Origin of the sequence: Streptomyces sp. SKN60 (assembly GCF_026236535.1) — a bacterium.
In the GTDB taxonomy this organism is placed as follows: domain Bacteria; phylum Actinomycetota; class Actinomycetes; order Streptomycetales; family Streptomycetaceae; genus Streptomyces.
The window spans coordinates 199,047-225,043 of sequence record NZ_JAHTMW010000003.1; the positions used below are offsets into that span (position 1 = coordinate 199,047).

20 protein-coding genes and 1 tRNA gene are annotated in these 25,997 nt (G+C 74.8%); 13 read left to right on the forward strand and 8 right to left on the reverse strand.

The annotated features are described in order from the left end of the window. Window positions 1–78: 78 nt before the first annotated feature. Window positions 79–315, reverse strand: a complete 237-nt coding sequence (locus KV205_RS06825) for a hypothetical protein (protein WP_265862998.1) — start codon at window positions 313–315, stop codon at window positions 79–81. Between the two features lie 361 nt (window positions 316–676). Between KV205_RS06825 and KV205_RS06830 the strand changes: the two genes are divergently transcribed. Next, on the forward strand, window positions 677–1,633 hold the full coding sequence (locus KV205_RS06830; RefSeq protein ID WP_265863000.1) for a glycoside hydrolase family 16 protein: 957 nt from the start codon (window positions 677–679) through the stop codon (window positions 1,631–1,633). 84 nt (window positions 1,634–1,717) lie between these two features. Here KV205_RS06830 and KV205_RS06835 read toward each other — a convergent pair. Continuing rightward, window positions 1,718–1,791 (reverse strand) — tRNA-Pro (locus tag KV205_RS06835). A gap of 117 nt (window positions 1,792–1,908) precedes the next feature. On the opposite strand from KV205_RS06835, the gene KV205_RS06840 reads away from it, so the two are divergent. Then, window positions 1,909–2,436, forward strand: coding sequence for a DUF309 domain-containing protein (locus tag KV205_RS06840; RefSeq protein ID WP_265863002.1), 528 nt, complete (start codon window positions 1,909–1,911; stop codon window positions 2,434–2,436). Between the two features lie 83 nt (window positions 2,437–2,519). Here KV205_RS06840 and KV205_RS06845 read toward each other — a convergent pair whose 3' ends face one another. Both KV205_RS06845 and KV205_RS06850 read right to left on the reverse strand, forming a co-directional pair. Beyond that, window positions 2,520–2,909, reverse strand: coding sequence for a DUF488 domain-containing protein (locus KV205_RS06845; protein WP_265863012.1), 390 nt, complete (start codon window positions 2,907–2,909; stop codon window positions 2,520–2,522). A 29-nt stretch (window positions 2,910–2,938) separates the two neighbouring features. Further along, window positions 2,939–3,571: a TetR/AcrR family transcriptional regulator gene (locus KV205_RS06850; RefSeq protein WP_265863014.1), complete on the reverse strand. Its 633-nt coding sequence runs from the start codon at window positions 3,569–3,571 to the stop codon at window positions 2,939–2,941. A 167-nt stretch (window positions 3,572–3,738) separates the two neighbouring features. Here KV205_RS06850 and KV205_RS06855 point away from each other — a divergent pair, with 167 nt between their 5' ends. The 7 genes from KV205_RS06855 to KV205_RS06885 all read left to right on the forward strand — a co-directional run bounded on the left by KV205_RS06855 (window position 3,739) and on the right by KV205_RS06885 (window position 14,260). Further along, on the forward strand, window positions 3,739–4,575 hold the full coding sequence (locus KV205_RS06855; protein ID WP_265863015.1) for a phosphatase PAP2 family protein: 837 nt from the start codon (window positions 3,739–3,741) through the stop codon (window positions 4,573–4,575). Beyond that, the gene (locus KV205_RS06860) at window positions 4,572–5,675 is read left to right on the forward strand and encodes a DMT family transporter (RefSeq protein ID WP_265863017.1); all 1,104 of its coding nucleotides are present in this window, start codon (window positions 4,572–4,574) and stop codon (window positions 5,673–5,675) included. The genes KV205_RS06855 and KV205_RS06860 overlap by 4 nt, the downstream gene beginning before the upstream one ends. Before the next feature lie 53 nt (window positions 5,676–5,728). Beyond that, window positions 5,729–6,766: an SPFH domain-containing protein gene (locus KV205_RS06865; protein ID WP_265863018.1), complete on the forward strand. Its 1,038-nt coding sequence runs from the start codon at window positions 5,729–5,731 to the stop codon at window positions 6,764–6,766. Further along, window positions 6,763–7,665 carry a hypothetical protein gene (locus KV205_RS06870; protein WP_265863020.1) on the forward strand — a complete coding sequence of 301 codons (903 nt, stop codon included), beginning with the start codon at window positions 6,763–6,765 and terminating at the stop codon, window positions 7,663–7,665. The genes KV205_RS06865 and KV205_RS06870 overlap by 4 nt, the downstream gene beginning before the upstream one ends. Before the next feature lie 137 nt (window positions 7,666–7,802). Continuing rightward, window positions 7,803–8,651 (forward strand): GNAT family N-acetyltransferase, encoded by an 849-nt coding sequence (locus KV205_RS06875; RefSeq protein WP_265863022.1) that lies wholly within the window; start codon window positions 7,803–7,805, stop codon window positions 8,649–8,651. A 567-nt stretch (window positions 8,652–9,218) separates the two neighbouring features. Next, entirely contained in the window at window positions 9,219–10,916 is a 1,698-nt protein-coding gene (locus KV205_RS06880) for a S8 family serine peptidase (RefSeq protein ID WP_265863294.1), read from the forward strand. A gap of 239 nt (window positions 10,917–11,155) precedes the next feature. Next, a complete protein-coding gene (locus KV205_RS06885) occupies window positions 11,156–14,260 on the forward strand; it encodes a helix-turn-helix transcriptional regulator (RefSeq protein WP_265863024.1) in 3,105 nt (1,034 codons plus the stop codon). A 14-nt stretch (window positions 14,261–14,274) separates the two neighbouring features. On the opposite strand, the gene KV205_RS06890 is transcribed toward KV205_RS06885, so the two are convergent. Next, complete coding sequence (locus KV205_RS06890) at window positions 14,275–15,084, reverse strand: caspase family protein (protein WP_265863026.1); 810 nt, start codon at window positions 15,082–15,084, stop codon at window positions 14,275–14,277. A 106-nt stretch (window positions 15,085–15,190) separates the two neighbouring features. Here KV205_RS06890 and KV205_RS06895 point away from each other — a divergent pair, with 106 nt between their 5' ends. From KV205_RS06895 to KV205_RS06905, 3 genes are all read left to right on the forward strand, one after another. Further along, entirely contained in the window at window positions 15,191–16,048 is an 858-nt protein-coding gene (locus tag KV205_RS06895) for a DNA/RNA non-specific endonuclease (protein ID WP_265863027.1), read from the forward strand. Between the two features lie 125 nt (window positions 16,049–16,173). Then, on the forward strand, window positions 16,174–21,432 hold the full coding sequence (locus KV205_RS06900; RefSeq protein WP_265863029.1) for a trypsin-like peptidase domain-containing protein: 5,259 nt from the start codon (window positions 16,174–16,176) through the stop codon (window positions 21,430–21,432). Between the two features lie 49 nt (window positions 21,433–21,481). Continuing rightward, window positions 21,482–22,585, forward strand: coding sequence for a serine protease (locus tag KV205_RS06905; protein WP_265863032.1), 1,104 nt, complete (start codon window positions 21,482–21,484; stop codon window positions 22,583–22,585). Between the two features lie 36 nt (window positions 22,586–22,621). On the opposite strand, the gene KV205_RS06910 is transcribed toward KV205_RS06905, so the two are convergent. Then, complete coding sequence (locus KV205_RS06910; protein WP_265863296.1) at window positions 22,622–23,308, reverse strand: HAD family hydrolase; 687 nt, start codon at window positions 23,306–23,308, stop codon at window positions 22,622–22,624. Window positions 23,309–23,436: 128 nt separating this feature from the next. On the opposite strand from KV205_RS06910, the gene KV205_RS06915 reads away from it, so the two are divergent. Next, window positions 23,437–23,901: a GreA/GreB family elongation factor gene (locus tag KV205_RS06915; RefSeq protein WP_265863033.1), complete on the forward strand. Its 465-nt coding sequence runs from the start codon at window positions 23,437–23,439 to the stop codon at window positions 23,899–23,901. A 42-nt stretch (window positions 23,902–23,943) separates the two neighbouring features. On the opposite strand, the gene KV205_RS06920 is transcribed toward KV205_RS06915, so the two are convergent. Both KV205_RS06920 and KV205_RS06925 read right to left on the reverse strand, forming a co-directional pair. Next, window positions 23,944–24,768, reverse strand: coding sequence for a family 1 encapsulin nanocompartment shell protein (locus tag KV205_RS06920; protein WP_265863034.1), 825 nt, complete (start codon window positions 24,766–24,768; stop codon window positions 23,944–23,946). A 5-nt stretch (window positions 24,769–24,773) separates the two neighbouring features. Continuing rightward, complete coding sequence (locus KV205_RS06925; RefSeq protein ID WP_265863035.1) at window positions 24,774–25,778, reverse strand: Dyp-type peroxidase; 1,005 nt, start codon at window positions 25,776–25,778, stop codon at window positions 24,774–24,776. Between the last annotated feature and the right edge of the window lie 219 nt (window positions 25,779–25,997).

Consider the following 25,997-nt stretch of genomic DNA (forward strand, 5'->3'; position numbering starts at 1 on the left):
CATGTCAGGGTCAGAGAATGTCTCGGTGTCCGGCGGAACGGCCGGACTTGTCGGGTGGGGTGCCACGGACCGCGCCCGCTAGGGCAGGGCGGGCGACAGGGGCCCCCTGGGGGGCAGGTACGAGGGCTTCGGCGGTATCCCCATCGCCGGGGCGTCCGACTGCATGCCGATCAGGCTGCTGCCCATGGCGGCCGCCAGGATCGCGCCGACCACGGAGACCGGCCAGCCGAAGCGCCGGAAGCGACGGCTGCGCAGACCCGACTGGTCGACGAACACCGGTGCCGGAGCTGGCTCCTCCTGATGCGATTCAGCCACTCCGGGCTGTGCCGGGTGGATCGATCCGCGCCCGGAGTATGTGGTGGCTTGGCGCATCATTTGTGGCCTTTTTGTGCAGGGTGTGGAGACCGGTGAAGCGTAGAGCGGACCGTAGCGCACGACCCGCATCGATTAGTGCGTGATGTACCTATTTGACATGTTCCAATCGAGCGTCGTAACCGGATCGGTATGTCGACGGGCGTGCCCGGACACCCGGTTGGCGGGGCCACGAGCGCCAAGCGGGTTGGCTTGAAACCTTCGCTAGGATGACCGCTCGATTCACGCGATCAGCGATCGATCCCCATGTAACAGGCGTGTCCAGACACCGCCGCTACGCCCCGAAACGCCCCAAGGAGCCCGTGTGAGCCAGCCCCGCCGCCGCACCTCTCGCCGCCGCGCGAGGACCGCGCTCACGCTGCCCGCCCTCCTGTGCGCACTCGCCGCGTGTTCCGCCGACCCCGCGGCCGGTGGGGGCGCCGCCGACGCCGCCGCGCCCGCGCGGGACGCCTCGCCGACGCCCACCGGACCGCCGGGAACCCTGTTCGACGACTTCGACTACACCGGCGCCGACGACCCTTCCCTCGCCGAGCACGGCTGGGAGATCCGTACCGGCGGGGGCGGCCCGGGGATCAAGGACACCTGGAGCGCCGACGGCGCCGCCTTCCCCACCGACCCGACGGCCGAGGGGGGCAAGGTCCTACGGCTGCGCTCCGCCACCGACGGCACCGCGCAGGGCACCACGCAGGTCGAGGTGCAGACCACGAGCCGGAACTTCTTCGAGGGAACCTTCGCCGCCCGGGTCCACCTCAGCGACAAGCCCGTGAACGGACGCGACGGCGACCACGTCGTCCAGACCTTCTTCCCGATCTCCCCCGCGGACTCCTCGGAGAACTACAGCGAACTCGACTTCGAGTACCTGCCGAACGGCGGCTGGGGTTCGGTGGGTCCGCAGCTCGACAACGTCAGCTGGTACAAGGCCGACCCGCCGGACCGGGTCCACCACACCCTCAAGCGGAGCCTCAAGGGCTGGCACACCATGATGATCACCGCCATGGACGGCAAGGTCGTCTACTCCCTGGACGGCGAGAAGCTCTTCACCAGCTCCGGCAAGTACGTCCCGCGCGAGCAGATGGACATCCACTTCAGCAACTGGCTCATCGACCTCCCCTTCACCGGCGGCCCGCGCACCTGGGACATGAAGGTCGACTGGGTCTACTACAAGGCCGACGAGGCCGTCTCCCCGGCGGACCTCCAGAAGACGGTGGACGGCTTCCACGGCGCCGGCACCGACTACATCAACACCGTCCCGAAGTCCTGACCCGCCTGCGACCGGCCCCCGAATACCAGTCAGGGGCCGTTTCAGATCTCTCTGAAACGGCCCCTGAACTGCGACTCCTTCGAGTCGGGACGACAGGATTTGAACCTGCGACCCCTTGACCCCCAGTCAAGTGCGCTACCAAGCTGCGCCACGTCCCGGTGCTCGTCCGTCCCGGGTTCGGACCCGGTGTCGGCGTGCAAGAGAACATTACCTCACTTCACGGGGTGGATCAGCACACGGGGGGTCACCGCCGCGCGGCGGCGGAGAATGGGGGGATGGACACGGATCGGGGCAGCGATCGGGGCAGGGACCGGGACGCGGCGGGGCGGGCGCGGAGCGGTCGGCCGCGGGACGGGCTCGGGCGGCCGTTGGCGTACGGGGCGGAGGGGGTCGCGCGGCAGCCGGAGGGGGTGGTGCGGACGCCCGGGGAGGCGGTGCGGGAGGCGCAGCGCTTGCTGGACGCCGGGATGCCGTTCCATGCCCACGAGGTGTTCGAGGACGCCTGGAAGGCGCGGCCGGAGGACGAGCGGGAGCTGTGGCAGGGGCTCGCCCAGCTGGCCGTGGGGCTGACGCACGCGGCGCGGGGGAACGCGACGGGCGGGGCGCGGTTGTTGCTGCGCGGGGCCGGCCGGATCGAGGGGTACGTACGGGACGGGTACGGGGGCGGGGAGACGTACGGGGTGGATGTCGCCGGACTCGTCGCGTGGGCGCGGGAGCTGGCCGCCCGGGTCGGGGCGGCGGGCGGCGCCGGGGCGGTGGATCCGGTGGCGGAGGCGCCCCGGCTGCGCGGGCTCAGCGGCTGAACGCGGCGGGCGTGGCGCGGAGTTGGACCGGGCCGGCCGGGAGTCGGGTCAGCTGCGCGGACGTCGCCCCGCCCGTGCGCCGCTCACTGGGCGCCCAGGGCCTCCATGAGGACGGCGGTGTGGCTGACCGAGGGGTCCTTGGCGGCGGTGAGCAGGGTGACCGGCCCCTCGGCGGCGCGGGCGCGCAGCCGCGCGAGGGCCTCGGCGGCGTCCGGGGCGGCGAGCTCCTGCTCGTAACGGTGCCGGAACTCCGCGAACTCGCCGTCGGGGCCGTGGTACCAGCGCCGGAGTTCGTTCGAGGGGGTCAGGGACTTGGGCCACTCGTCGAGGTGCGCGTCGGCCTTCGCCAGGCCGCGCGGCCAGAGGCGGTCGACGAGCACCCGCAGTCCGTCGTCGGGTTCGGGCGGCTCGTAGACCCGGCGGACGCGGACCCGGACCGGCGGCCGGGAGGAGTCTGGTGTGGCGTGGGGCATGACCTCAGGGTGCCGGACGGCGGGAGGGATCACACCTCGGCGGGCTCGTCCGGCTCAGGGCCCTGCGTCACGCCGAGCGCCGGCAGCAGCACCGCGTCCACGAAGACGCGCATGGTCGCGGCGTCGGCGAAGCGGTCCTCGAAGATGCGCTCGATGCGGAGCATGCCCAGGAAGCAGGGGGCGACGAAGCCGATGGCGGGGTTGTCGGCGGCGAGCTCGCCGCGCTCGACGCCCCGGCCGAGCATCGCGTCGAGGGCGGCGACCTCGGGGGCGATCACGGTCTCGCGGAGCGCGGCCCGCAGGTCGGGGTGCTGGATGTACGCCTGGCTGACGGCCTCCATCAGCTCGGCGTCGCGCTCGCGGCGGGAGGCGGCGACCCGGGCCGCCTCGCGCAGGTCGCCGACGAGGGAGCCGGTGTCGATGTCGGTGAAGACGGCGCAGCGGGCCTTGTCCAGGGCGGCGGTGACGAGCCGGGGCTTGGTGCCCCACTGGCGGTAGAGCGTGGCCTTGCCGCATTTGGTGCGGGCGGCGACGCCCTCCATGGTCACGGAGTCGTAGCCGCCCTCGCGCAGCAGACAGATGACCGCCTCGTACAGCTCGGCCTCCCGCTCGGCGGTGAGCTTGCCCCGGCGGGCGGCGGCGGTCGCGGCGTGCGTGGACATCGGTTTCCTCCCGGAGACCCCGTACCCCAGCGGATGGGTTTCCGCACATCCGAGAGTAGGGGGTGCACAATCGAGACGCAAACGTATCGATACGCTTGCGTCTCGATGAAATCGGATCTACAGTCACTCCGTTTGCTGTCCGAATTGACGGAAAAAGGGGCCGCGCCATGGCTACCGGGATACGCGGGATACGAAAGACACGTCCTGCAGGACCGGGGCCGACGGCTACCCCCGGACGGCCGCCGCTGGTACGCGAGCTGTTGCTGGTCACGGCGCTGTTCCTGGTCTACAAGTTCGGCCGGCTCTTCGCGAACGGGCACGAGACCCGGGCCTTCCACAACGCCGACCGCGTGTGGGACCTGGAGCGGGCCGTGCACCTGCCCGGCGAGGGCGCGGTCCAGCAGCTGCTGCTGCACGGCGAGGGGCTGATCCGGGCCGCGAACACCTACTACGCGGCCGTGCACTTCCCGGCCACCCTGGTCTTCCTCGGCTGGCTGTACTGGCGCCGGCCCGCCCACTACCTCTGGTCCCGCCGGGTGCTCGCCCTCCTCACCGCCGCCGCGCTCGCGCTGCACCTGCTGCTGCCGCTCGCGCCGCCCCGGATGCTCGCGGCGAGCGGGCTCGTCGACACCGCGCGGGTGTACGGCCCCTCCGTCTACGGCGCGACGCCCGAGGCCGACTCGATGGCGAACCAGTTCGCGGCGATGCCCTCGCTGCACTTCGGCTGGGCCCTGATGGTCGCGATCGGCATCATCGCCGCGACCCGCACCCGAGCCCGCTGGCTCTGGCTGCTGCACCCGCTGCTCACCCTGCTCGTCATCGTCGGCACCGCCAACCACTACTGGTTCGACGCGCTGGTCGCCGCCGCGCTGCTCGGCCTCGCCCTGCTCGCCGTACCGGCACCGGTGCGGCGCCGCCGCCCGCCGTACGACGACCTCCAGGCGAGGCCGCCGGTGCCGCGCACTCCCGTCACCGCCGCCGCTGCCGCCGGAGCGCTCCGATGAGCGCCACGATGAGCGCCGGGGGCGGGGCGGCCGGCACGGTCGTCGCGGTCCTGCTCTCCCTCGTCTCGGCCGCCGGCTACGCCCTCGCCGCCGTCGCCCAGTCGCGTCTCGCCTCGGCCTCGGCCGGCGGGCGCGGCGCGCTGCGCCGGCTGCTCGGCCGCCCGCAGTGGTGGTCGGCGGTGGGTCTGAACGCCGCCGGCGCGCTGGCGCACGTCGCCGCCCTCCACTACGGACCGCTCACCCTCGTCCAGCCGCTCGGCGCGCTGACCCTGGTGGCGGCGCTGCCGATCGGGGCGTACGGGGCACACCGGCGGGTCTCGCGGATCGAGTGGCGCGGTGCGCTGTGGACCCTCGCGGGCCTGGTCGGGCTGGTGGCCGTGACCGGGCCGGTCGCGCCGGAGGAGGCGCTCGACCTGCGCGAGACCCTGGTCGTCACCGGCGTGACCCTGCTGCTCATCGGACTGCTCGCCGCGCGCGGCCGGGCCGGGGCCGGCGGCCGGGAGCGGGGCCGGGGGCTCGGGCACGCGACGGCGTCCGGGGTGGCCTCGGCGGTCGGCTCCGCGCTGACCCAGACCCTGACCGTCGCGCTCGCCCGCGACCTGCCCGGCGGCCCCACCGCCTGGTGGCAGACGGCACTGCTCGCGGTCCTGATCGCCGCCTTCGCCGCCGGCGGCCTGCTGCTCTCCCAGTCCGCCTACCGCGGCGGCCTCGCCGCCCCGCTCGCCGTCGTCAACCTCTCCAACCCGGCCGCCGCCGCGGTCATCGGCGTGGCCCTGCTCGGCGAGACCTTCCGCGCGGGCGTCTGGGGCTGGGCGGTCGCCGCAGCGGCGGCGCTGGTGGCGGCGCGCGGCGTGGTCCTGCTGACGACGGGCGTCGGGGCGGGGGCCGGGGGCGCGGGCGCCGACGGTACGGCGGCCGAGGGTGCGGACGCGGGCCCGGGCACAGGCGCAGGCGCAGGCGCAGGCAGCGGCACGGGGCCGACGCCGGTGCCGGTGCAGCGCGCGCAGGAGCCGCGCGACGAACCCGTACTCCTCGACGGGCCGCCGCTGCTCGTCGTACCGGACACGCTCCCCGCCCCCGAACCCATCTCGTCAGGTTGACGAAAAGAACCGCCCACCCCTATCGTCCATGCGACGACAAGGGGAGGTTCATCATGGCCGACATCACCCGCCGGGCCGGCTGGCGCCATCTGCGGTCCGCGCCCACCGCGCACGTCCGCCACCACCGGGGCGGCAAGCTGGTCCACGAGGGGACCGGGCTGAGCTTCTGGTTCCGCTCGCTGTCGGCCGCGCTGTCCGAGGTGCCGGTCGACGACCGCGAGCTGGCCATGGCGTTCCACGCCCGTACCGCGGACTTCCAGGACGTGAGCGTCCAGTCGACCGTCACGTACCGGATCGGGGACCCGGCGGCCGCCGCCACCCGGCTCGACTTCTCGCTCGACCCGGACACCGGCGCCTGGCGCGGCACCCCGCTGGAGCAGATCGGCACGCTGCTCACCGAGACCGCGCAGCAGCACGCGCTCGCCGTGCTGGCCCGGATACCGCTCGCCGAGGCGCTGGTCGACGGCGTCGGCGCGGTGCGCGAGCGGATGGCCGCCGGGCTCGCGGCCGAGCCGCGGCTGCCGGAGACCGGCATCGAGGTGGTGGCGGTACGGGTCGTGGCGCTGCGCCCCGAACCCGAGGTCGAGCGCGCGCTGCGCACCCCGGCGCGCGAGCAGATCCAGCAGGAGGCCGACCGGGCGACGTACGAGCGGCGGGCCGTCGCCGTCGAGCGCGAGCGCGCCATCGCCGAGAACGAGCTGGCCAGCAAGATCGAGCTGGCCCGGCAGGAGGAGCGGCTGGTCGACCAGCGCGGCATCAACGCCCGCCGCGAGGCGGAGGAGGGCGCGGCGGCCGACGCGGTACGGGCCGAGGCCGAGGCCGCCCGCACGGTGCGGCTCGCGCGGGCGGAGGCGGAGGCGGCGCGGGAGGTCGGCGCGGCGCGCGCCGAGGCGCAGGCGGCGTGGCTGCGGGCGCACGCCGAGGTCGCCCCGGCGACCCTGCACGCGCTCGCCGCGACCCGGGCGGCCGAGCAGCTGCCCAGGATCCAGAACCTCACGCTGTCGCCGGACGTCGTGACCGGGCTGCTCGCGAAGCTCGGCGGCGGCGGTGACGGCAGCGGTGAGAGCCGGGGTGGGGGCGCGCGGTCATGAGCCTGGCGCCGCGGGCGGTGCTCGTCCACCGCACCACGGAGTACGAGGAGTTGCTCGCCCGGCACGGCACGCACGGGCAGGCCGCGTTCCAACTGGCCGCGCGGGGCCGCTCGGTGGACGAGGTCCGGGAGCGGCACGAGCGCAACGGGCGGGCGCTCGCCGAGGTCGCGGCGGCCGTGCCGCTGCGCTGGCGGCAGGCCCGGGTGGAGCGGGCGGACCTGGACCGGTTCCTGTTCGTTCCGGAGGACGTGGTCGTGGTGGTCGGGCAGGACGGTCTGGTGGCGAATGTCGCCAAGTATCTGACCGGGCAGCCGGTGGTCGGGATCGACGCCGATCCGGGGCGCAATCCGGGCGTCCTGGTCCGCCACCGGCCGCGCGACGCGCGCCGGCTGCTTCCGTCGGCGGCGGGCGCCGCGGCGGCGCGGACGGGCGCGGACCTGCTCACGATGGCGGAGGCCGTCACGGACGACGCGCAGCGGCTGCTCGCCCTCAACGAGATCTACATCGGCCCGCCGGGCCACCAGACCGCCCGCTACACGCTGCGCGCCCCGTCGGCGGCGCCCGAGGCGCAGGCCTCGTCGGGCGTGCTCATCGGCACGGGTACGGGCGCCACCGGCTGGCTGCGCTCGCTCTGGCAGCAGCGTGCCAGCGCCCTGCCGCTGCCCGCCGCGACGGACGCGCGGCTCGCCTGGACGGTACGGGAGGCCTGGCCGTCGCCGGTCACCGGCACCGCGCGGGTGGAGGGGCTGCTCGGCGCGGGCGAACGGCTCGGTCTGGTCGTGGAGTCGGACCGGCTCGTGGCCTTCGGGGACGGAATGGAGGCGGACGCGCTGGAGTTGACGTGGGGTCAGTCGGTGCGGGTGGGGGTGGCGGAGACGGCGCTGCGGCTGGTGGGGTGAGCCGGTCGGTACGCGGGCGCGGCGGCGCGGCGGCGCGGCCGGAAAGCGACGGCGGGGGAACGTGCGGGGCCGCCGGCGGGATTATGCTCGGCCGCCGCCCCACCGCCCGCACTTCGCCCGCCGTCGAAGGGACCCCCATGACCCTCCACGTCTCCCGCGCCTCCCTCCAGGACTGGGCCCTGGTGCGCGAGTGGTGCGCCGAGGAGGGCTGGAACCCGGGTGCGGCGGACGCCGGGGCGTTCTTCGCGCAGGACCCGGAGGGCTTCTTCGTCGGGCGGATCGACGGGGAGCCGGTGTCCGCGATCTCGGTCGTCAACTACAGCGACGCGTATTCCTTCCTCGGGTTCTATCTGGTACGGCCGGAGCTGCGCGGTCTCGGCCACGGTCTGGCGACCTGGCGCACCGCGCTCGCGCACGCGGGCGACCGGACGGTGGGGCTCGACGGGGTGCCCGCGCAGCAGGACAACTACCGCCGCTCGGGCTTCGCCCCGGCCTACCGCACGGCCCGCTACGTGGGCGAAGTCCCGCCGCCCGAGCGGCCGGTGGCGGATGTGGTGGCGGCGGAGCGGGTGGATCGGGCCGAGCTCGCCGCGTACGACAGCGCGTGCCATCCGGCCGACCGCCCGAGCTTCCTGGCGCCCTGGCTGAGCACCCCGGGACACCGGGCCCTGGTCCGGCTCACGGACGGGCGGATCAGCGGCTACGGCGTGGTCCGCCCGGCGGAGTCGGAGGCCCGGATCGGCCCGCTCTTCGCCGACACCCCGGCCGACGCGTCCGCCCTCCTCGACGCCCTCGCCACGGAGGCCCGCGCCTTCGGTTCCCCCCGCGTCGCCGTCGACATGCCCGAGTCCAACCCCGCCGCCGCCCCCCTCGCCCTCTCCCGCGCCCTGACCCCCACCTTCGAAACGGCCCGCATGTACACGGGCCCGATCCGCCCGATCGCCCAAGAGCGGGTGTTCGGCGTGACAACCCTCGAACTGGGCTGAACCGCCCACGGCCGGGCGGAGCGCCTCCGTCCGGCCGCGCCGGACACCGGCCGGGGACCGGTTCGCCCTCGTGGGGGCGTTCTCCCTGGTCCGGGGCCTGTTGCCCGGGGCAATCGTCAGGTTTCCTTCCCCGCACCCTCCCCCACCCTCCCCCTGAACCCGACAAGGGTTTTCCCCGTATCGAGTTCACCTCGGCGTTCCCTACTGTCTGCCGCACCGGCAGCTCTTTCCCCACCTCCACCTGTCAGGTGCATGAGGACGGGTGACGGGTGTCCGCCGGGGACGGCCTTGACCCGGGTCGTCGCGCCGGTGGCGGCGCACGGGCCCCCACGCCCAGGGAGCGAAGGACCGCGACCCCACTTCGCGCCGACGTTCCCGCGCCGCCGCCACTGCTCCCTCACGTCGTAATTCCGAAAGGGCCACACCTTGAACGGTTCCAGGCGGAGAGTCATATCCGTGGTGGTCGCGAGTGCCGCGATCCTCGGCGCCGCTGCCACCACCACCGGGGCGTTCGCCGCCGTCCCGGCCGCTCCTTCCCCGAAGCCGGCCGCGCCGGCCTCGCAGGCGATGACCGGGCTGCCCAGCGCGCCCGTCGAGAAGGTCATCGTCACCTACAAGTCCTCGGCCGCCGAGGCCGGTTCGAACTCCGCCGCCGAGAGCGACGCCGCCGACAAGGGCGCCCGCACCGGCGAGAAGCTGTCCTTCGAGCGCCGCCTCGCCGGCGGCGCCGCGCTCGTCGACCTCGGCGGGTCCGCGGACAAGCAGGACGTCGCCGACGTCATGGCCGCGTTCAAGGCCGACCCGCAGGTCGCCTCGGTGGAGCCGGACATCCGCGCGTACCCGATGGCGGTCACGCCCAACGACACCGACTACGCCAAGCAGTGGGACCTCTTCGAGCCCACCGGCGGCATGAACGTCCCCACCGCCTGGGACAAGACGACCGGTTCCGGCGTCACCGTCGCCGTGATCGACACCGGCTACGCCGCCCACTCGGACCTGGCGACGAACGTCGTCTCCGGTTACGACTTCATCTCCACCGCCGCCGACGCCCGCGACGGCAACGGCCGCGACGCGGACTCGAAGGACGAGGGCGACTGGAACGCCACCGACGGCGAGTGCGGCACCGGCTCCACCGCCTCGAACTCCTCCTGGCACGGCACCCACGTGGCCGGCACCATCGCCGCGGTCACCAACAACACCAAGGGCATCGCGGGCATCGCGTACAACGCGAAGATCCAGCCCGTGCGCGTGCTCGGCAAGTGCGGCGGCTCGTCCTCCGACATCGCCGACGCGATCACCTGGGCCTCCGGCGGCTCCGTGCCGGGCGTCCCGGCCAACCCGACGCCGGCCAAGGTCATCAACATGAGCCTGGGCGGCGCGAGCTCCACCTGCCCGAGCGTCTACCAGACCGCGATCAACGGCGCCGTCTCGCGCGGCACCACCGTCGTCGTCGCCGCGGGCAACAGCAACGCCAACGCCTCCGGCTTCACCCCCGCGAACTGCTCCGGCGTCATCACCGTGGCGTCGACCAACCGCGCGGGCGCCCGGTCGTACTACTCCAACTACGGCTCCATCGTGGACGTGGCCGCGCCCGGCGGCGAGACCCGCAACGCGACCGACACGCCCGGCACCGTCACCACCCCCGAGAACGCGATCTACTCGACGCTGAACTCGGGCCTGACGACCCAGTCGACCGAGACCTACAAGCCCTACCAGGGCACCTCGATGGCGGCGCCGCACATCGCCGGTCTCGCCGCGCTCCTGAAGTCGGCCAAGTCGACCCTGACCCCGGCCGAGATCGAGTCGGCGATCAAGAACAACGCCCGCCCGCTCCCCGGCACCTGCACCGGCGGCTGCGGAACCGGCATCGCCGACACCGCCAAGACGGTGGACGCGGTCACCGGCGCGACCCCGCCGGCCGGCACCGTCTTCACGAACACGAACAACGTGACGATCTCGGACAACACCACCGTGTCGTCCTCGATCGCCGTCACCGGTCTGACCGGCAACGCGCCCGCCGCCCTCAAGGTCGCCGTGGACATCAAGCACACCTACCGCGGCGACCTGGTCATCGACCTGATCGCCCCGGATGGCACCGTGCGCAACCTGAAGCAGTCCTCGTCGTCCGACGGCGCCGACAACGTCCTCACCACCTACACCGTGGACGCGTCGAGCGAGGTCGCGAACGGCACCTGGAAGCTGCAGGTCCGGGACGTGTACTCGGGTGACACCGGCTACATCGACTCCTGGGGCCTGACCTTCTGATCCACCCGATCCGCTCGTCGGATCGCCGCGGAACCACCCCCCACACACCAGCATCGTCGCTGGTCAGCGAAGCGCCCGTGGTCTACACCACGGGCGCTTCCGGCAGTTGGGCGGGAACGGCTCACCGGAGCCGGTTGTCCGTATGCCGGACAAGGGGCCTGGACTCAGCCGCCTCGCTCCGTATTCTCTGCGCAACGGGCTCATGGGGCAGGGCCCGAGCTCCGGAGGGTGGTGGACACATGACGACTGCGCCGCTCCGGCCTGCGCCGGTGGGCCGGGAGGAACTCCTCGGCCGCCTTGAACGCGTCCTGCAGGCTCGCGGTCGCGCGCTGCTCACCGGTCCCGCCGGGGTCGGCAAGACCGAGGTCGCCGTGGCCGCCGCCGCCCGCGCCGAGGCGCGCGGCGAGACGGTGCTGTGGCTGGCCACCCTCCCCGCCGACCGGGACATACCGGGCGCGGCCGCCGCCGCGCTCGTCGCCTCCGTGGCCGCCACCGTCACCTGGCCGGGCCCGGCCCACCCCGGGGCCGCCGCCGGCGCCGGAGAGCCGCCCACCGTCCCGTACGACGCCGGACACCCCGTACACCCCGTACACGGCGCATACGGCGCACACGGCGGTACGGAGCCGGGCGCGGCACCCGGCGACGGCGAGCCCCGCACGGCCGAGCTCCCGGCCCAGCGCGGCCCCGGCGACCACGCCGACGGCCCGGGCACGGGCGGGCGCCGCTCCTGCGGGCACGCGCCGGTCGGCGGGATCGGTGTGCTCGCCTCCGGGGTCTTCGACGGGCTGCCCGGGCCGCAGCGGGCCGCCGTGGCCATGCTGTGCCGCGAGGCGCCGCCCGAGGACGGCGGCTGGGACCCGATCGCGCTGCGTCTCGGCATCGCCGGGATCCTGCGCGCGCTCACCGCGCGCGGCCCGGCGCTGCTGGTGGTCGACGGCGTGCAGCACATCGACGCGGACAGCGCCGACCTGCTCCGCTTCGCGCTTCACCTGGCGCCGCCCGCGCTGCGGGTGATCGGCGTGGAGACGCCCGAGGCCTACGCGGCGTACGACCCCGGCCCCGGCCCGGACGCCGCCGCGGGCGGCGGCGCCGGGACCGATCCGCACGGCACCCGGCTCTGGGTGCCCTCGGAGGCGGACGTGCTGCTCGTGCCGCCGCTGCAGGCCGACGAGATCGCCGAACTGCTCATCCACCACCGGCTGCCGTCCCGGATGGCCGGCCGCATCCACAAGGCGAGCGGCGGCAACCCGCGGCTCGCGCTCGCCGTGGGCCGCTCGCTGGCCGACGCCCGCACCCCGGTGCACCACGCCGAGGCCCTGACGCTCTCCGGCCGGGCCCGCGACCTGGCCCGGCAGCTGCTCGGCGCGGCGCCGTCCGAGGTGCGCGCGACGCTGCTGCTCGCCGCGCTCGCGCTGCGCCCGCACGCCGCCCTGGTGCGCCGGGCCGGGCGGCCGAACGCGGAGGCCGACCTCGCGGCGGCCGAGCGGGCCGGTCTGGTGTCGCTGTCCGAGGACGGCACGGTCGCCTTCACCGCCGGGCTGCTGCCCTCCACCCTGGTGCACGACGCGAGCTGGGCCGAGCGCAGCGCCGGCCACGCCGCCCTGGCCGGGGTCGTGGACGACCCGGTGGAGGCGGTCCGGCACCGGGCGCTCGCCACCGACGCGCCCGACGAGGAGCTGGCCGCCGAGGTCGCCGAGGCGGCGGACCTCGCCCGGCGGCGCGGCAACAGCGCGCTGGCCGCCGAACTCGCCCTGCTCGCCGCCGAGTCCACGCCGGGCCGGCTCGGGCAGCAGCGGATCACCCGCCTGGTCGACGCCGCCGAGGAGGCCGCGCGGGCGGCCCGCGCCGATCTCGCGATGCGCGCCGCGACCGACCTGCTGGCCCGGGACGCGGCGCCCACCGACCGGGTGCGGGCCCGGCTCGCCGTCCTCGACACCGCGGGCCAGGGCCTCACCGGCCTCGACGAGATGTACGTGCACGCCATGGAGGACTCCGAGGACGACACCGCGCTGCGCGCCGCCGTCCAGCTCCGGCTGTCCATCAAGTACGTGCTCGCGGACGGCGATCCGCTGCGTTCCCGGGCGGCCGCCATGGAGTCGGCGGCGCTCGCCGCGTCGATGGGCGACCCCCGTACGGCCGCCCAGGCCCTGACCGTACAGGCGCGGATGGAGCGGGCGCTCGGCGCGCCGGACGCGGAGGCCGTGCTCGCGCAGGCGCGGGCCCTGGAGACGGCCGAGCGGCCGGCCGGGATCCGGAACGCCGCCCAGATCCTGACGATCCGTCACGCCCTCTTCGACGGGCGCCTGTCGGACGCGCGGGCACAGCTGGGCGCGCTCCTTCCGCTGGTGCAGCGGCGGGGTTCGGTGGAGGACGCGATCGAACTCCTCAGCACGCTCGCGGAGATCGAGTCGCGGATCGGTCCGTGCGCCTCGGCGCTCGCGCACGCCGGGCAGTCGCTGGCGCTGACCCTGGAGGCGGGCCTGTCGCCGGGTCCCGCCTGGTACGCGCTGGCGCTCGCCGAGACCGCGGGCGGCAGCTTCGCCCGGGCGGCCAGCTACGCGCGGCGCAGTGTGCAGGCCTCGGAGGAGGAGGGCGACCGGGTGTTCCTGTCCCGGAGCCTGTACGCCCTCGGCCGGGTGCAGCTGGTCAACGGGGACGTGAGCGCGGCCCTGGAGACGCTGCGCCGGGTGGAGACGAACGAGCGGGCGCAGTCGACGGTGGATCCGTCGATGCTGCGCTGGCACGAGGAGCTGGCGGAGGCGCTGCTCGCGCACGACGCGGTGGACGAGGCGACGGCGCTGCTCGCCGAGGTGCGGCCGGTGGCCGAGCGGCTCGGCCGGTCGACGGTGCTGCTCGGCTTCGACCGGGCGTACGCGCTGTGTCTGGCGGCGGAGGGCCGCACGGACTCGGCGGCGGAGCTGCTCGCGGGGACGGCGGCCCGGTTCGGCGAGGCGGATCTGCCGGTCGAGCGGGGCCGGGCGCTGATCGCGCTCGCCCGGGTGGAGCGCCGGCGGCGGCGCCGTTCGGCGGCGCAGGCGGCGCTGCAGTCGGCGGCCGCGGTGTTCGAGCGGGTGGGCGCGGCGCCGTGGCTGGCGCTTGCCGGCGAGGCGCCGGCCGGTCCGGGGGGCGAGGGCCCGGTGGGCGAGGACGCGCTGCCGGGGCTCGCCTCGCTGACCGAGGCGGAGCTGCGGCTCGCCCGCCTGGTGGGCTCGGGGGCCAGCAACCAGGAGGCGGCGGCCAAGCTGTATCTGAGCGTGAAGACGGTCGAGGCGCGGCTGACCCGGATCTACCAGAAGCTGGACGTGCGCTCGCGCGCCCAGCTGGCCACCGCGCTCCGACCGTGAGCGTGTGACCCTGCTCAGACCGTGAACGGGCGCTGGCCCAGGAAGGCCGGCGCGGGGGCTCCCGTCGTGTAGAGGTTGGGGCTCTGGGTGGGCGGCAGCCTGCGCTGGATCGCCCGGTGGAAGGTGCGGTAGTCGCCGCGGAAGACGCCGTCCTCCCAGACCTCCAGGAGCGCCTCGGTGAAGGCGCCGTTGACCGGGCCGTCGGCGGCGGTCTGGTTGTCCTGGCAGGCGGAGATCAGGATCACCGGCGGGCCCTGGCCGTCGCCGGTGACCGCGGCGGCCTTGGCGACGGAGCGCTGCAGATCGTCGTAGAAGACGCGGTCGCGCTCGTACAGCGCGATCTGCCGCGGCTCGGGCAGATAGCGGGCGGTGGTCGCCTCGCCGCCGGGGAGCTCGACGCTGCTGCCGCTGTGGCAGCAGTCGAAAAGGGTGACGATCCGTACGCCGTCGTCGAAGCGGCGGAACTCCTGGTGGACCTCGTCGTCGAGGAACTGGCGGTCGTAGAGGACCAGGGTCTCGTCGCGCCGGTCGGGCTCGTCGTCGGGGCCGGTGACATCGGGCACCTGGCCGCCGTGGCCCGAGTAGGTGAAGAGCAGGATGTCGCCGGCGGAGAGCCGTTCGGCCGCCGCGCGCAGGGCAGTGGTGACGCCCTCGACGGTGCCCTCGCGGGTGAGCAGGACGGTCTCCGTGAAACCCGCGGCGCGAGCCAGGCGGGCCATGTCGCGGGCGTCGTTCTCGCAGGCCACGAGGGTGCCGTCCCAGCCGTCGTAGCGTTCGGGGTCGACCCGGTTGAGGCCGACGTGCAGGGAGAGTCCGGTGGGCATGGGAGGCCTCCTCACGGCGTGGGGAGGGGGCACCGGGGGCGTCTGTTCGAGTGGCCTGCGGGTCCGGTGCCGTGGGCGACCCTCGTCCGCGCGGTACTTACATCGTATGAACCCCAGCGACTCCCGGCATGATCTCGCCGACCGCACCGGCTACGACGAGGGCTTCCTCGGCCCGGCGGTGCCGCTCGCGCTGCCGGCCCGAGCGTCGGTGGAGACGGTGATCCTGCCGTACACCCACTTCACCGTGGTGTTCCGGCCGGACCGGCGGCTCGCCGCGTCGACCGCCGTCTGCATCGAGGGCGGCGAGCTGCTCGACGACGTGGAGCGCGACGACGTCTGGCTCTACGACCCGCGCCTCCCGCGCGAGCAGCAGGCGGGCGAGGAGGTGTACAAGAACAACAGCCTGGACCGGGGCCATCTGGTGCGCCGGCTCGACCCGGTGTGGGGCGCGGCGGCGGTGGCGGGGCGGGCGAACACGGACACCTTCCACTTCACCAACGCGGCGCCGCAGGCGGATGTGTTCAACCAGGGCAAGCAGCTGTGGCAGGGCCTGGAGAACTATCTCCTCGACCACGCGGCGGCGTTCGACCGCAAGCTGGTGGTGCTGACCGGGCCGGTGCTCCAGGACTCCGATCCGCCGTACCGGGGCATCCAGGTGCCACTGCGCTTCTGGAAGGTCGCGGCCTTCATGCAGGACGGGGCGCTGGCGGCGACCGGGTACGTGCTCGACCAGAGCCCGGATCTGAGCCGGGACGCGGACCGGGCGTTCGCCGGGGCGGTCCCGGGCGCGCCGCCGCCGCTCGGCCCGTTCCGCACGTACCAGGTGCCGGTGTCGGACGTCGCGGAGATCACCGAACTGGAGCTGGGGCCGCTGCCGGACGTGGATCTGATGCCGCCCTCGCGGGGCCCGGAGGACCGCTGGCGGCGCCTGGAGTCGTACGAGGACATCGCGATGGCGGACTGAGACGGGATAGGGGCGGGGCCGCCCGGTGCGGTCCGGCAGCGATTGCGGGGGCCTGCGGGCGGCGGGACGATGACAGCAGCGAGCAGGCGTCCCCAACGGCGCAGGGACGCCCGGGCAGGTGCGTCATGCCGCTCACCGAGACGGAGTGGGGCCTCGTCACCAGCTGGGTGCGGGACCATCTCCTGGACGATCCGGATCCCCGGACCAGGCTCCTCGGCACCTCGCTGACCACGGACTTCGTCACGAGTCTGCCGCTCACCCCGGACCGCGACGCCAACGCGCGGCTGATCGTCGGCGCCGCCCGCCGGGACGTGGCCCAGCAACGGCGGCTGCTCGACGCGCTGGCCCGCCTGGACGCCCTGGACCGGCTCGACGCCGCCGACGCGGTGGGGCGGGGCATGGAGGTGCGGGCGCTGCTCGGGCGGCTGCGGGAGGACGAGGAGGCCGCCCGGGACGCGGCGGCCGACCCCTTCGAGGCGGTGGTCCTCCGGCACGGCACCGAGGTGTTCCTGGGGCGCGCGGAGCTGCGCGAGACGCTGCGCCGCTTCGTGGCGGACCCGGAGCAGACGGTCCTGGTGGTGGACGGCGAGCCGGACAGCGGGCGCTCGTACACCTACCGGCTGATCCGGCACCTGGGGCAGCACCGCGGGTTCCGTCCGGTACGGGTCACCCTGGCGCGCACCTCGACGGCGGAGCGGCTGGTGGCGCGGCTCTGGGAGTTCGTGGCGGGCCCGGAGGCGGACGGATTCCCGTTGAATCCGACACGGTTGAACGATCCACTGCCGTCGATCGACGACGCGGTGCACCGGATCGTGAGCCGGGCGACGGCCGCCGAGGACCGCTTCTGGCTGGTGCTCGACGAGTGCGACGCGCTCGACCCGAACTCCGACGTCTTCGACTGCATCGGCAAGCTCGCGCTCGCGATCTACGAGCACACTCCGGTGCGGAAGGAGACGGTGCCGCGGCTCGTGCTGCTCGGCTACGAGACGACGCTGCACCAACTCCCGTACGACATCAGGAACAACGAGTGCCGGGACACGGCGGTCCCGGCCGGCCCGGACGAACTGCGGGACTTCTTCGGGAAGTTCCTCCGCGAGGCCGGGGGCCCGCTGTCTCCCGGGCTTGTGACCGACGCCGCCGACGAGGTGCTGCGCGCGGCCGAGGCGGCCGGCCCCGGGGACGAGCCCGGCGGCGTGCCCGGGGACAGCCCGATGCGGCGGCTGTGCACGGCGACCGAGCAGGCGGTACGGATCCGGCTCGCCCTCGCACCCGGCGAGGACTACCTCACTCGGCTGCGCACCGGCCTCCGCTCCCCCGCCGCCCCCGTGGTCACCGCACTGCCCGAACTCCGGCGCGCCTACCGCGAGGCGGCCTGCCTCCTCGAATCCTTCGACCCGGCGGAGCTCCGGCTCCCCGACGAACGCGAGGCCGGCGGCCGCGCGGCGCTCGAACTCGTCGACGACTGCACGGCCTCGGCGGCCCCCCAGCGCTCCGTCCGCTGGACCCTGACCCCCGAGGTGCGCACGGAGGCCCTGCGCGGCCTCACCGGCCCGGAGGCCGCCCGGCGGGCCCTCGCGGCGAACGCGCCCGGCCCCGATGCGGAGCCGGGGGTCGCCCGGGCGGCCCTCGCCCTGCTGTCCGGCGCGCCCGCGGCCGTACCCCCCGACGCGGACGTGGAGCAGTTGTCCGACCTGCTCCAGGCGGTGCTGTGGCTCGGGCAGGTGCCGGGGACCGGCGGTCTGCTGCCCTCCGTCGAGGAGGTGCAGCGGCGCCTTGAGCGGGCCCGGCTGCTGCAGCCGCTGCGGCTGCTCGTACGGGACACGTTCCACGGCCGGAGCCGTGAACTGGACTCGCTGCGGGCCTACTTGGCACTGCCGGCCGAGCCGGCCGAGCCGCCCGTGCTGCTGCACGGGATCGGCGGGATCGGGAAGAGCACGCTGCTCGCCCGGTTCCTCCTGGATGCCCTGAAGGAGGCCGCGCCGGACGGGTTCCCGTTCGCCTGCATCGACTTCGAGCGGCCCACCCTCTCGATCCATGAACCGGCCACCGTCATCGCCGAGTCGGCGCGTCAGTTGGGCATCCAGTACCCGGAGCACCGGGAGGCCTTCGACGCGCTCGCCGAGCGCTGCGGGCGGACCGCCGGAGTGCAGCGCGGCGAGCGCAGTCAGCTCGACGAGCTGTCGCGGCTCTCGGCGACCCGCGCCACCTACGGGCGGGACTACTCGGCCGGCTTCCACGCCCGGGCCAGCGCCCGCGAGCAGGACCTGGCGCGCGAGCTGGCGAGCCTGGTCGCGAAGGCGGTCGCGGTGCCGCCGGGCGCGATGGAGCCGCCGCTGGTCATCGCGGTGGACTCGTTCGAGGAGGCGCAGTACCGCGGCTCGCCGCTCATCTCCCGGATGTGGGCGGTGTGGACGGCGCTGCGGGCGGCGTATCCGCGGCTGCGGTTCGTGGTCGCGGGGCGGGCGCCGATCGACCACCCGGCGCGGGTCGTCGTACCGCGTGACATGGAGCTGACGGAGCTGGACGAGCAGGCGTCGGTCGATCTGCTGATGTCCGCGGGCATCGACGACGAGTCGGTGGCGCGCGGTCTGTACGCGCGGGTCGGCGGGCATCCGCTGAGCCTGCGGCTCGCGGCGCGCACCGCGCTGTCCCTCGGCGCGGACACGGAGTCGCTCGGCGAGCTGCTCAGCGGGCTCACCGCGCGCCGCAGGCTGCACACCAGCGTGGACCAGATGCTGATCCAGGGCACTCTGTACGACCGGCTGCTCAAGCACATCGCCGACCCGGAGCTGCGGGCCCTCGTCCAGGCGGGGCTCGCGCTGCGGGTGATCACGCCGGACCTGGTGCGGGAGGTGCTCGCGGGGCCCGCCGGGGTGGCGGTGCCGTCGACGGCGGAGGCGGGCCGGTTCTTCGGTCTCCTCACCTCGCGGCTCGACCTGATGGAGTCGGCGGGGCCGCTGGCCATCCGGCACCGCCCGGACCTGCGGTCCATCATGCTGCGGCTGTCCGACGGCGCCCGTACGGATCTGATGCGGGCCGTGGACACCCGGGCGGTGGCGTACTACGCGGCCCGCGACACGGTCCGCGACCGGGCCGAGGAGATCTACCACCGGCTGCGGCTCGGCGAGAACCCCCGTACGGTCGAGGCGCGTTGGCGCTCCGGGGTGGAGGCGCACCTGGTGGGCGCGGACCGGGACATGGCGCCGCGTTCGGCGGCCTTCCTGCTCGGCCGGATCGGCGGGCACGTGCCCGACCAGGTGATGGCCGGGGCCGAGCAGGAGGACTGGGAGCGGATCGCGGCGCGCGAGGTCGAGGACCTGCTGACCCAGGGGTACGTGGAGGCCGCGGCCCGCCGGCTCGCCGAGCGGCAGCCGTGGACGCCGTGCAGCCGGCTGCACGCGCTCCTGGTGGAGACCCTGGCCCGGTCGGGGCGGACGGCGGACGCCCGGGAGACGGCGGAGCGGGCGGTGGACCGGGCGGCGGAGGCGGGGTGCGCGGAGACCCGGCTCGAACTGCTGCAGCTGTCGGCCCGGCTGGCGCAGGACGCGGGCGACTTCGCGGACGCGGACCGCGATCTGCAGGAGGCGGAGGGGGTGGCGGCCGGCCTCGGCCTGCCGTACGAGTCGATCGGCGTCCTGGTGGCCCGCTCGCGGCTCGCGGCGGCCGCCGACGCGGACTCCGGCGACACCGACGCGCGGCTCGCCCGGCGGCTGCGCGGGCTGCCCGACGAGGATCTGGCCCGGCAGCCGGCGCTCGCCCGGGCGGCGGCCGTGTCGGCCTGTCGGGTGGACCCGCCGGCGCTGGCCCGCACGCTGCGGCTCGTGGGCCTGCCGGAGGACGACGAGGCGGTGGTGGCGGCCCTTGCCCGCCGGTTCGAGGCGGCGATGGCGGACGAGCCGCAGCTGCGCGAGCCGCTGGCCAGGATCCTGGACTCGGCCGCGGCGGGCGCCCGTTCGGCCTCGGCGGAGCCGGTCGCCGGCGGTCAGGGCGGTGGCGGTGCGCCGATGCCGCCGGACCAGGTCGAGGAGGCGCTGCGCGAGGCCCGCCGGCACGGCACCCTGGACAGCCTGGCCTGGCGGGCGCTGACGCTGAGCGACCGCAGCGGGGATCTGCTGCTCGGGGTGGCGGAGGCCGTGGACGCGGGCTCGGCGCTCGCGGGCCCGGGCTACGGGCCGGTGCCGGGCGGCACGGAGCTCGTGGGGCTCACCCCGCCGCCGGACCAGGCGGAGGCGGCCTGGCGCAAGGAGCCGTACCTCGACTCCGACGCGCTGCTCGGCGTGGAGAACGCGGCGATGGAGGCAGGGCTCGCCGACCGGGCGATGCGCGGGCGGCTGTTCGCGGGGATCAAGGACCACTTCTGGATGGCGCTGCTGCCGCAGCCCACCCCCTTCAAGCAGATCCAGTCCGACCTGCGGACGATGAACCGGGTGGAGCGCCTGATGGAGGGCGAGGTGCCGCTGGAGCTGTGGCTGCGCAACGCGATCCGGCTCGCCGCCGACCCGGCGGCGGTCGCCGTGTTCCAGGCGGCCCTGGACCATGTGGTGCGCGACGCGGCGGGCGAGCCCGAACTCCCGGCGGAGTTCCTGTCGGTGGACTCCCTGGAGGAGATCGTCGTGCGCGACGACATGGTGCCCTTCGAGTTCCTGCACGAGGGCTTCCTCGCGGGCGGCGCGGTCGCCCGGGTCACGGTGCCGCCGTACGAGGCGGGCCGGCCGCTGCATCCCGCGTACCCGCACGTCGGCACGGGCTGGCTGATCGCGCCCGGGCTCCTGGTCACCAACCACCATGTGGTGAACGCCCGCAACGGCATCGGCGGCGGCCGCGCGCAGGCCGCCGAGGACGACCTCCTGCTCCAGGTGCGCAACTCCCGCTCGCGCTTCGACTACGGCGCCGACCAGGCCGAGACGGAGGAGGCGACGGCCGCCGCCCTGGTCGCCTGGGACCCGAAACTCGACTACGCGGTCCTGCGTCTGACGGAGGCTCAGCCGGAGCGGCAGGTGCTGCGGGTGGCGACCGATCCGTTCGAGAACCGGGCCGGCGACGCCCAGGCGGTCAACATCATCCAGCACCCCAAGGGCATGCCGAAGCGGGTCGCGCTGCGCAACAACCTGGTCTACCAGGTGAACGAGGACAGCCTGGCCTACTTCACCGACACCCAGGGCGGCTCCTCCGGCTCGCCGGTCTTCACCGACCGCTGGACGGTCGTCGCCCTGCACCGCGGGGCCCGCCGGGTCAACGGCGTCGAGTACCAGGGCCGCAGCACGACGGTGGTGAACGTCGGCACCCAGCTGAGCCGGATCCTGGCCCATCTGCGGGACAGCCGACGGGAGTTGTACGAGGAGATCATGGCGGCGCAGGCGGCGCTGCCGCCGGAGGAGGACTGAGCCGCCGACGACGGAGCCGCCCGCGGGCGGCGGGCGGAGGTGACGGGAGATGGGTTACGGATCACGCAGCGGCTCGCACACCGGGTCCCCGGTGGCGACCGGCCCCGAGCAGGTCTTCGGCGATCTCGGCGCCGTGGCGGCCCGGGTACGGAGCCGGCTTGAGGCGGAGCTGGAGATCCAGGAGTCCGCGCAGGAGCTGCCGCCGGGCGTCGCCCCGGCCGCCGAGATCGGGCGCTTCGCCCAGGAGGAGCGGGCCCGGGTCCTGGAGGCGGGCGTCACCGGGCTGGAGAAGCTGGCCGCGGACCGGGCGGACGAGATCGACGAGGACGAGTACTTCGGGGTGGAGGCGATCGTCCTCCTGGAGGGCCGGCCCGCGATCCTGGTGCAGGGGCAGGACTTCCCGCCGCAGCCGGGCGACTGGTCGGTGCTCGACGCGTCCCGGACCGCGATCCGCGAGTCGATCGCCCGGGTGGGGCGGGTGGAGGTCACCGGGCATCCGAACCTGGACTGGATCGGCACGGCCTTCCTCGTCGGTCCGGAGGCGGTGATGACCAATCGGCACGTGGCCGCCGAGTTCAGCCGGGCCGAGGGCGCGGGCTGGTCCTTCCAGCAGGGCATGACGGCCCGGGTCGACCCGGGCGAGGAGCTGCCCGCGCACCAGGCGCCCGGACCGGTGCCGGCCGCCGGCCCCCTGCCGTACGAGATCACCGGGGTGATCGGCATCCACCCGGACGTGGACCTGGCCCTGCTGCGGATCGCGCCGCCGGACGGCGAGCCGCTGCCGACCCCGCTGGCGGTCGCGGCGGACGCCCCGGCGAGCGTGCCGGGCCGGCCGGTGTACGTGATCGGCTATCCGGCCTGGGACGGGCGGCGCAACGAGCCGGAGTCGATGCGGCGGATCTTCATGGACGTCTACAACGTGAAGCGGCTGCAGCCGGGCATGGCGACCGAGTTCACGCCCGGCGGTCTGGTGATGGGGCACGACTGCTCCACCCTGGGCGGCAACAGCGGTTCCCCGGTCTTCGACCTCACCGACCACCGGGTCCTCGGCCTGCACTACGGCGGGCGCTACCGGACCGGGAACGTGGCGGTGCCGCTGTGGGAGCTGGAGGACGATCCGCTGCTCGCGGAGGCCGAGGTCAACTGGGTGTGAGCGGTACGGGGGCGGACACGGCCGCTCGTACGGGCCTCAGGCGGTGTCGCCGAGCAGGCCGAAGACCGGGAGCAGGCCGTGCGGGCGCCGGTCGACCGGGAGGTGGTCGACGAAGTGCACCCGGGCGCCGAGCGCCTCGGCGCCGCCGTCGGCGCGCCGGTCGTCGCCGACCATCAGGGTCTCGGCGGGGGCGAGGCCGAGCCGTTCGCAGGCGAAGCGGAAGATCCCGGGGTCCGGCTTCTGGACGCCGACCTCGAAGGAGAGGGCGTAGACGTCGACCCACCGGTCGAGCCCGTGGGCGCGGAACACCGGCCGCAGGTCCCAGCCGATGTTGCTGACCACGGCGACGGAGACGCCGCCGCGGCTGAGCTCGCCGAGGGTGCGCGCGGTGTCGGGGTAGGGGTGCCAGGCCTCGGGCGTCATGTGCCGTGCGTAGAGGGCGTCGACGAGGACCGGGTCGGTGACGCCGGCCTCGCGGATCAGGGCGGTGTACGCGGCGCGGTGCCGCTCGGCGTCGAGGTCCCGCTCCGCCCAGAGCCGCTCCAGCCGGGCGGGCACCCGCTGCGGGTTCGGCCCGCCGGGCATGGCGCCGTGGTAGGTGAGCCGCTCCACGGTGTGGGCGAACTCGTCGCCGGACAGTCCGACCTCGGTCTCGGCGAGGACGGCGTCCAGCCAGTGGGCGATGGACTCGACGCACAGCAGGGTGCCGGAGAAGTCGAACATGACGCCTTTGATCACCCCTCGATCGTAGAACGCCGCCGCCGGGGGCGGGGGCGCGTCCGGATTGCCGGGTGTGGCGGGCGGTGCGGTAATGGAGACGACCCGCCCCCACCCCTTCGACGGGAGCAGCCATGACCGACGGTCCCCAGCCGATCAGCGCCGACGCCCTCCGGGCGCTCCGGCGGGAACTGGCCGAGCTGCGCACCGAGCGCGCCGCGGTGGCCGTCACCCTGAGGGGCGGGGACGACGCGGTCGGCGACCGGGCCGACGAGGCGGACGAGCTGCAGCGCGCCGACGAGGTCGCCCGGCTCGACGAGCGCATCGCCCGGATCGAGGAGCGGGTGCGCGGCGCCGCCGTCGCCGGAGCGCCGTCCGCGGACGCGGTGGGGGTGGGTTCCACCGTCACCGTGCGTTTCGAGGACGGCGGCGAGTCGACGGTGCACGTCGGTGAGCCGGCGGACGCCGACGACCCGGCCCTGGTGACCTCGGACAGCCCGCTCGGCGCCGCGCTGCTCGGCCGGCGGGCCGGGGACACCGTCACGTACCGCACGCCCGGCGGCCCGATGAACGCGGTCGTGGTCTCCGTCGGCGCCTGAGCCGGGCCCGGTCCGGTCCGGTCCGGCGCTCCGCGCTCCGCCTCAGTGTTCGAGGACGACGACGGCCTCGTCGGTGTACGCGAGGAAGGCGAAGGTCTCCTGGAAGTACAGCTCGACGCTGTCGGCGTCGTGGGCGGTGTAGCCGATGGCCAGGTCCTGGCCGAGGCGCAGTTCGAAGTCGCCGCCGCGCAGGGACAGGACGAAGGCGCCGGTGACGGCGGGGGCCCAGATCGGCGGGGCGTCCAGCATCCGGGCGAGGTGGGCGGCGATCGGGTAGCCGTGGTCGGAGGTCTCGCTGACGGCCCGGTAGTCGTCCGCGCTGAGCAGCAGGGCGTAGGGGCCGTCGACGCCGGCGAGCCGGAGCGCGGTGAGGGCCCGGCTGACGGCGTCGGGGTAGTCGCGGGGTTCGGTGGGCAGGCCGAGGACCGGGTTGGAGCTGCGTTCGCGCAGGCCGTCGATGCCGGCGGCCGGGTAGCCGTCGAAGACGGCCCGGTCCTCGGCGAAGGCCATGGCCCGGGCGGCGTCCTTCACGGGCTGCCAGTCGGAGTCGTTGGCGCCGCGCTCCACGTCGTCGACGGCCTCGCGGCTGACGGTGAACGGCACGCGCAGCTCGACCACGGGTTTGGCCTCGCGCAGCCGGGCGGTGACGCCGGGGGCGGGCGCGTCGATGCCGGCGAGGTGGCCGGTGCCGACGGCCGCGAGGCCGGGCCCGGCCGGGTCGGGCACGTCGACGACGCGGCGGCCGGCGACATGGCGGCGGAAGGTGCGCCGGGCCTCCTCCTCGATCTGTTCCCAGGCCGCGGCGGTGACCGGGGCGAGTTCGCGGTGCAGGTTGTCGAGGGCGGTGGGGTCGCCGGGAGGCGTCATGGCGGTCAGGCTCCTTTCAGGCTGCCGATGCCGAGCGAACCGGCGGGTACGGCCGGCGGGCCGGCCGTGGCGGCGGCGAGGTGCGGCGGGTCGGGCAGGACGTCGAGGAAGTCGGCGCTCGGGACGAAGAAGAGGCAGCCGGTGACGGCCGTGGAGAAGTCGAGGATGCGGTCGGTGGCGCCCGGCGGCTCGCCGAGGAACATCCGGTCGAGCATCCGCTCGGTCACCTCGGGGGTGCGGGAGTAGCCGATGAAGTAGGTGCCGAACTCGCCGCTCCCGATGCTTCCGAAGGGCATGTTGTCGCGCAGGATCTGCCGCTCGGTGCCGTCGGCGTCGACGATCGTGTTGACCGCCACGTGCGAGTCGGCGGGTTTGACGTCGTCGGCGAGTTCGACGTTGGCGGACTTGGTGCGGCCGATGATCCGTTCCTGCTCCTCGACGGGGAGGGCGTCCCAGGCCGTCAGGTCGTGCACGTACTTCTGGACGGTGACATAGGCGCCGCCCTCGTACCCGGGGTCCTCGTCGCCCACGTGGACCGCCTCGGCCGCCGCCCGGCCCTGCGGGTTCTCGCTGCCGTCGACGAAGCCGAGCAGGTCGCGCTCGTCGAAGTAGCGGAAGCCGTGCACCTCGTCGACGACGGTGACGGCGTCGCCGAGGCTCGCCGCGACGAGGCGGGTCAGCTCGAAGCAGAGGTCCATGCGCACCGCGCGTACGTGCAGGAGCAGGTCGCCGGGGGTGCTGGGGGCGTGGTGGCGGGGGCCGCGCAGCTCCCGGAAGGGGTGCAGGCCGGCCGGCGGCGGTGCGTCGAAGAGCCGGGGCCAGACGGTGGCGCCGATGCCGACGATGCCGGTGAGCCCGTCCTCGGGCGCGCGGAAGGAGACGGAGCGGACGAGTCCGGCGAGCCCGTCGAGGGCGTCGCGCACCGCGGCCTCGCCGCCGGGGTTCACGGTGGCCACCAGGAAGACGGCGGCTTTCGCGGGAGGGGCGAGGACGGGCTGGGGGCTGCTCACACGACTCCCTGGAGACACTTGACCGAACCGGGCGTTCCCGCACTCTTCGGGCGCCGGAATCGCGGCCAGCGTAACCACGCCCCCACCGCCCCGCACCCGGGGTTCGGGCGTGCGGGTCATCCGGCCGTCGGGGCGTGCCGACCCGCTTGCGGGGTGCGAGTGGCCGGGTTTGAGTGGGGATGCCCCCACCCCCTCAGGAGCAGCAGATCCTCAGGAGCA

Excerpts from the sequence above, each read along its gene's own strand:
- KV205_RS06875 (WP_265863022.1), top strand. The coding sequence starts at position 7,803 with ATGACCCTCCACGTCTCCCGCGCCTCCCTCCAGGACTGGGCCCTGGTG.
- KV205_RS06860 (WP_265863017.1), top strand. The coding sequence starts at position 4,572 with ATGAGCGCCACGATGAGCGCCGGGGGCGGGGCGGCCGGCACGGTCGTC.
- KV205_RS06915 (WP_265863033.1), top strand. The coding sequence starts at position 23,437 with ATGACCGACGGTCCCCAGCCGATCAGCGCCGACGCCCTCCGGGCGCTC.
- KV205_RS06890 (WP_265863026.1), bottom strand. The coding sequence starts at position 15,084 with ATGCCCACCGGACTCTCCCTGCACGTCGGCCTCAACCGGGTCGACCCC.
- KV205_RS06850 (WP_265863014.1), bottom strand. The coding sequence starts at position 3,571 with ATGTCCACGCACGCCGCGACCGCCGCCGCCCGCCGGGGCAAGCTCACC.
- KV205_RS06865 (WP_265863018.1), top strand. The coding sequence starts at position 5,729 with ATGGCCGACATCACCCGCCGGGCCGGCTGGCGCCATCTGCGGTCCGCG.
- KV205_RS06920 (WP_265863034.1), bottom strand. The coding sequence starts at position 24,768 with ATGACGCCTCCCGGCGACCCCACCGCCCTCGACAACCTGCACCGCGAA.
- KV205_RS06910 (WP_265863296.1), bottom strand. The coding sequence starts at position 23,308 with ATGTTCGACTTCTCCGGCACCCTGCTGTGCGTCGAGTCCATCGCCCAC.
- KV205_RS06845 (WP_265863012.1), bottom strand. The coding sequence starts at position 2,909 with ATGCCCCACGCCACACCAGACTCCTCCCGGCCGCCGGTCCGGGTCCGC.
- KV205_RS06870 (WP_265863020.1), top strand. The coding sequence starts at position 6,763 with ATGAGCCTGGCGCCGCGGGCGGTGCTCGTCCACCGCACCACGGAGTAC.
- KV205_RS06855 (WP_265863015.1), top strand. The coding sequence starts at position 3,739 with ATGGCTACCGGGATACGCGGGATACGAAAGACACGTCCTGCAGGACCG.
- KV205_RS06880 (WP_265863294.1), top strand. The coding sequence starts at position 9,219 with ATGACCGGGCTGCCCAGCGCGCCCGTCGAGAAGGTCATCGTCACCTAC.
- KV205_RS06885 (WP_265863024.1), top strand. The coding sequence starts at position 11,156 with ATGACGACTGCGCCGCTCCGGCCTGCGCCGGTGGGCCGGGAGGAACTC.
- KV205_RS06840 (WP_265863002.1), top strand. The coding sequence starts at position 1,909 with ATGGACACGGATCGGGGCAGCGATCGGGGCAGGGACCGGGACGCGGCG.
- KV205_RS06905 (WP_265863032.1), top strand. The coding sequence starts at position 21,482 with ATGGGTTACGGATCACGCAGCGGCTCGCACACCGGGTCCCCGGTGGCG.
- KV205_RS06895 (WP_265863027.1), top strand. The coding sequence starts at position 15,191 with ATGAACCCCAGCGACTCCCGGCATGATCTCGCCGACCGCACCGGCTAC.
- KV205_RS06900 (WP_265863029.1), top strand. The coding sequence starts at position 16,174 with ATGCCGCTCACCGAGACGGAGTGGGGCCTCGTCACCAGCTGGGTGCGG.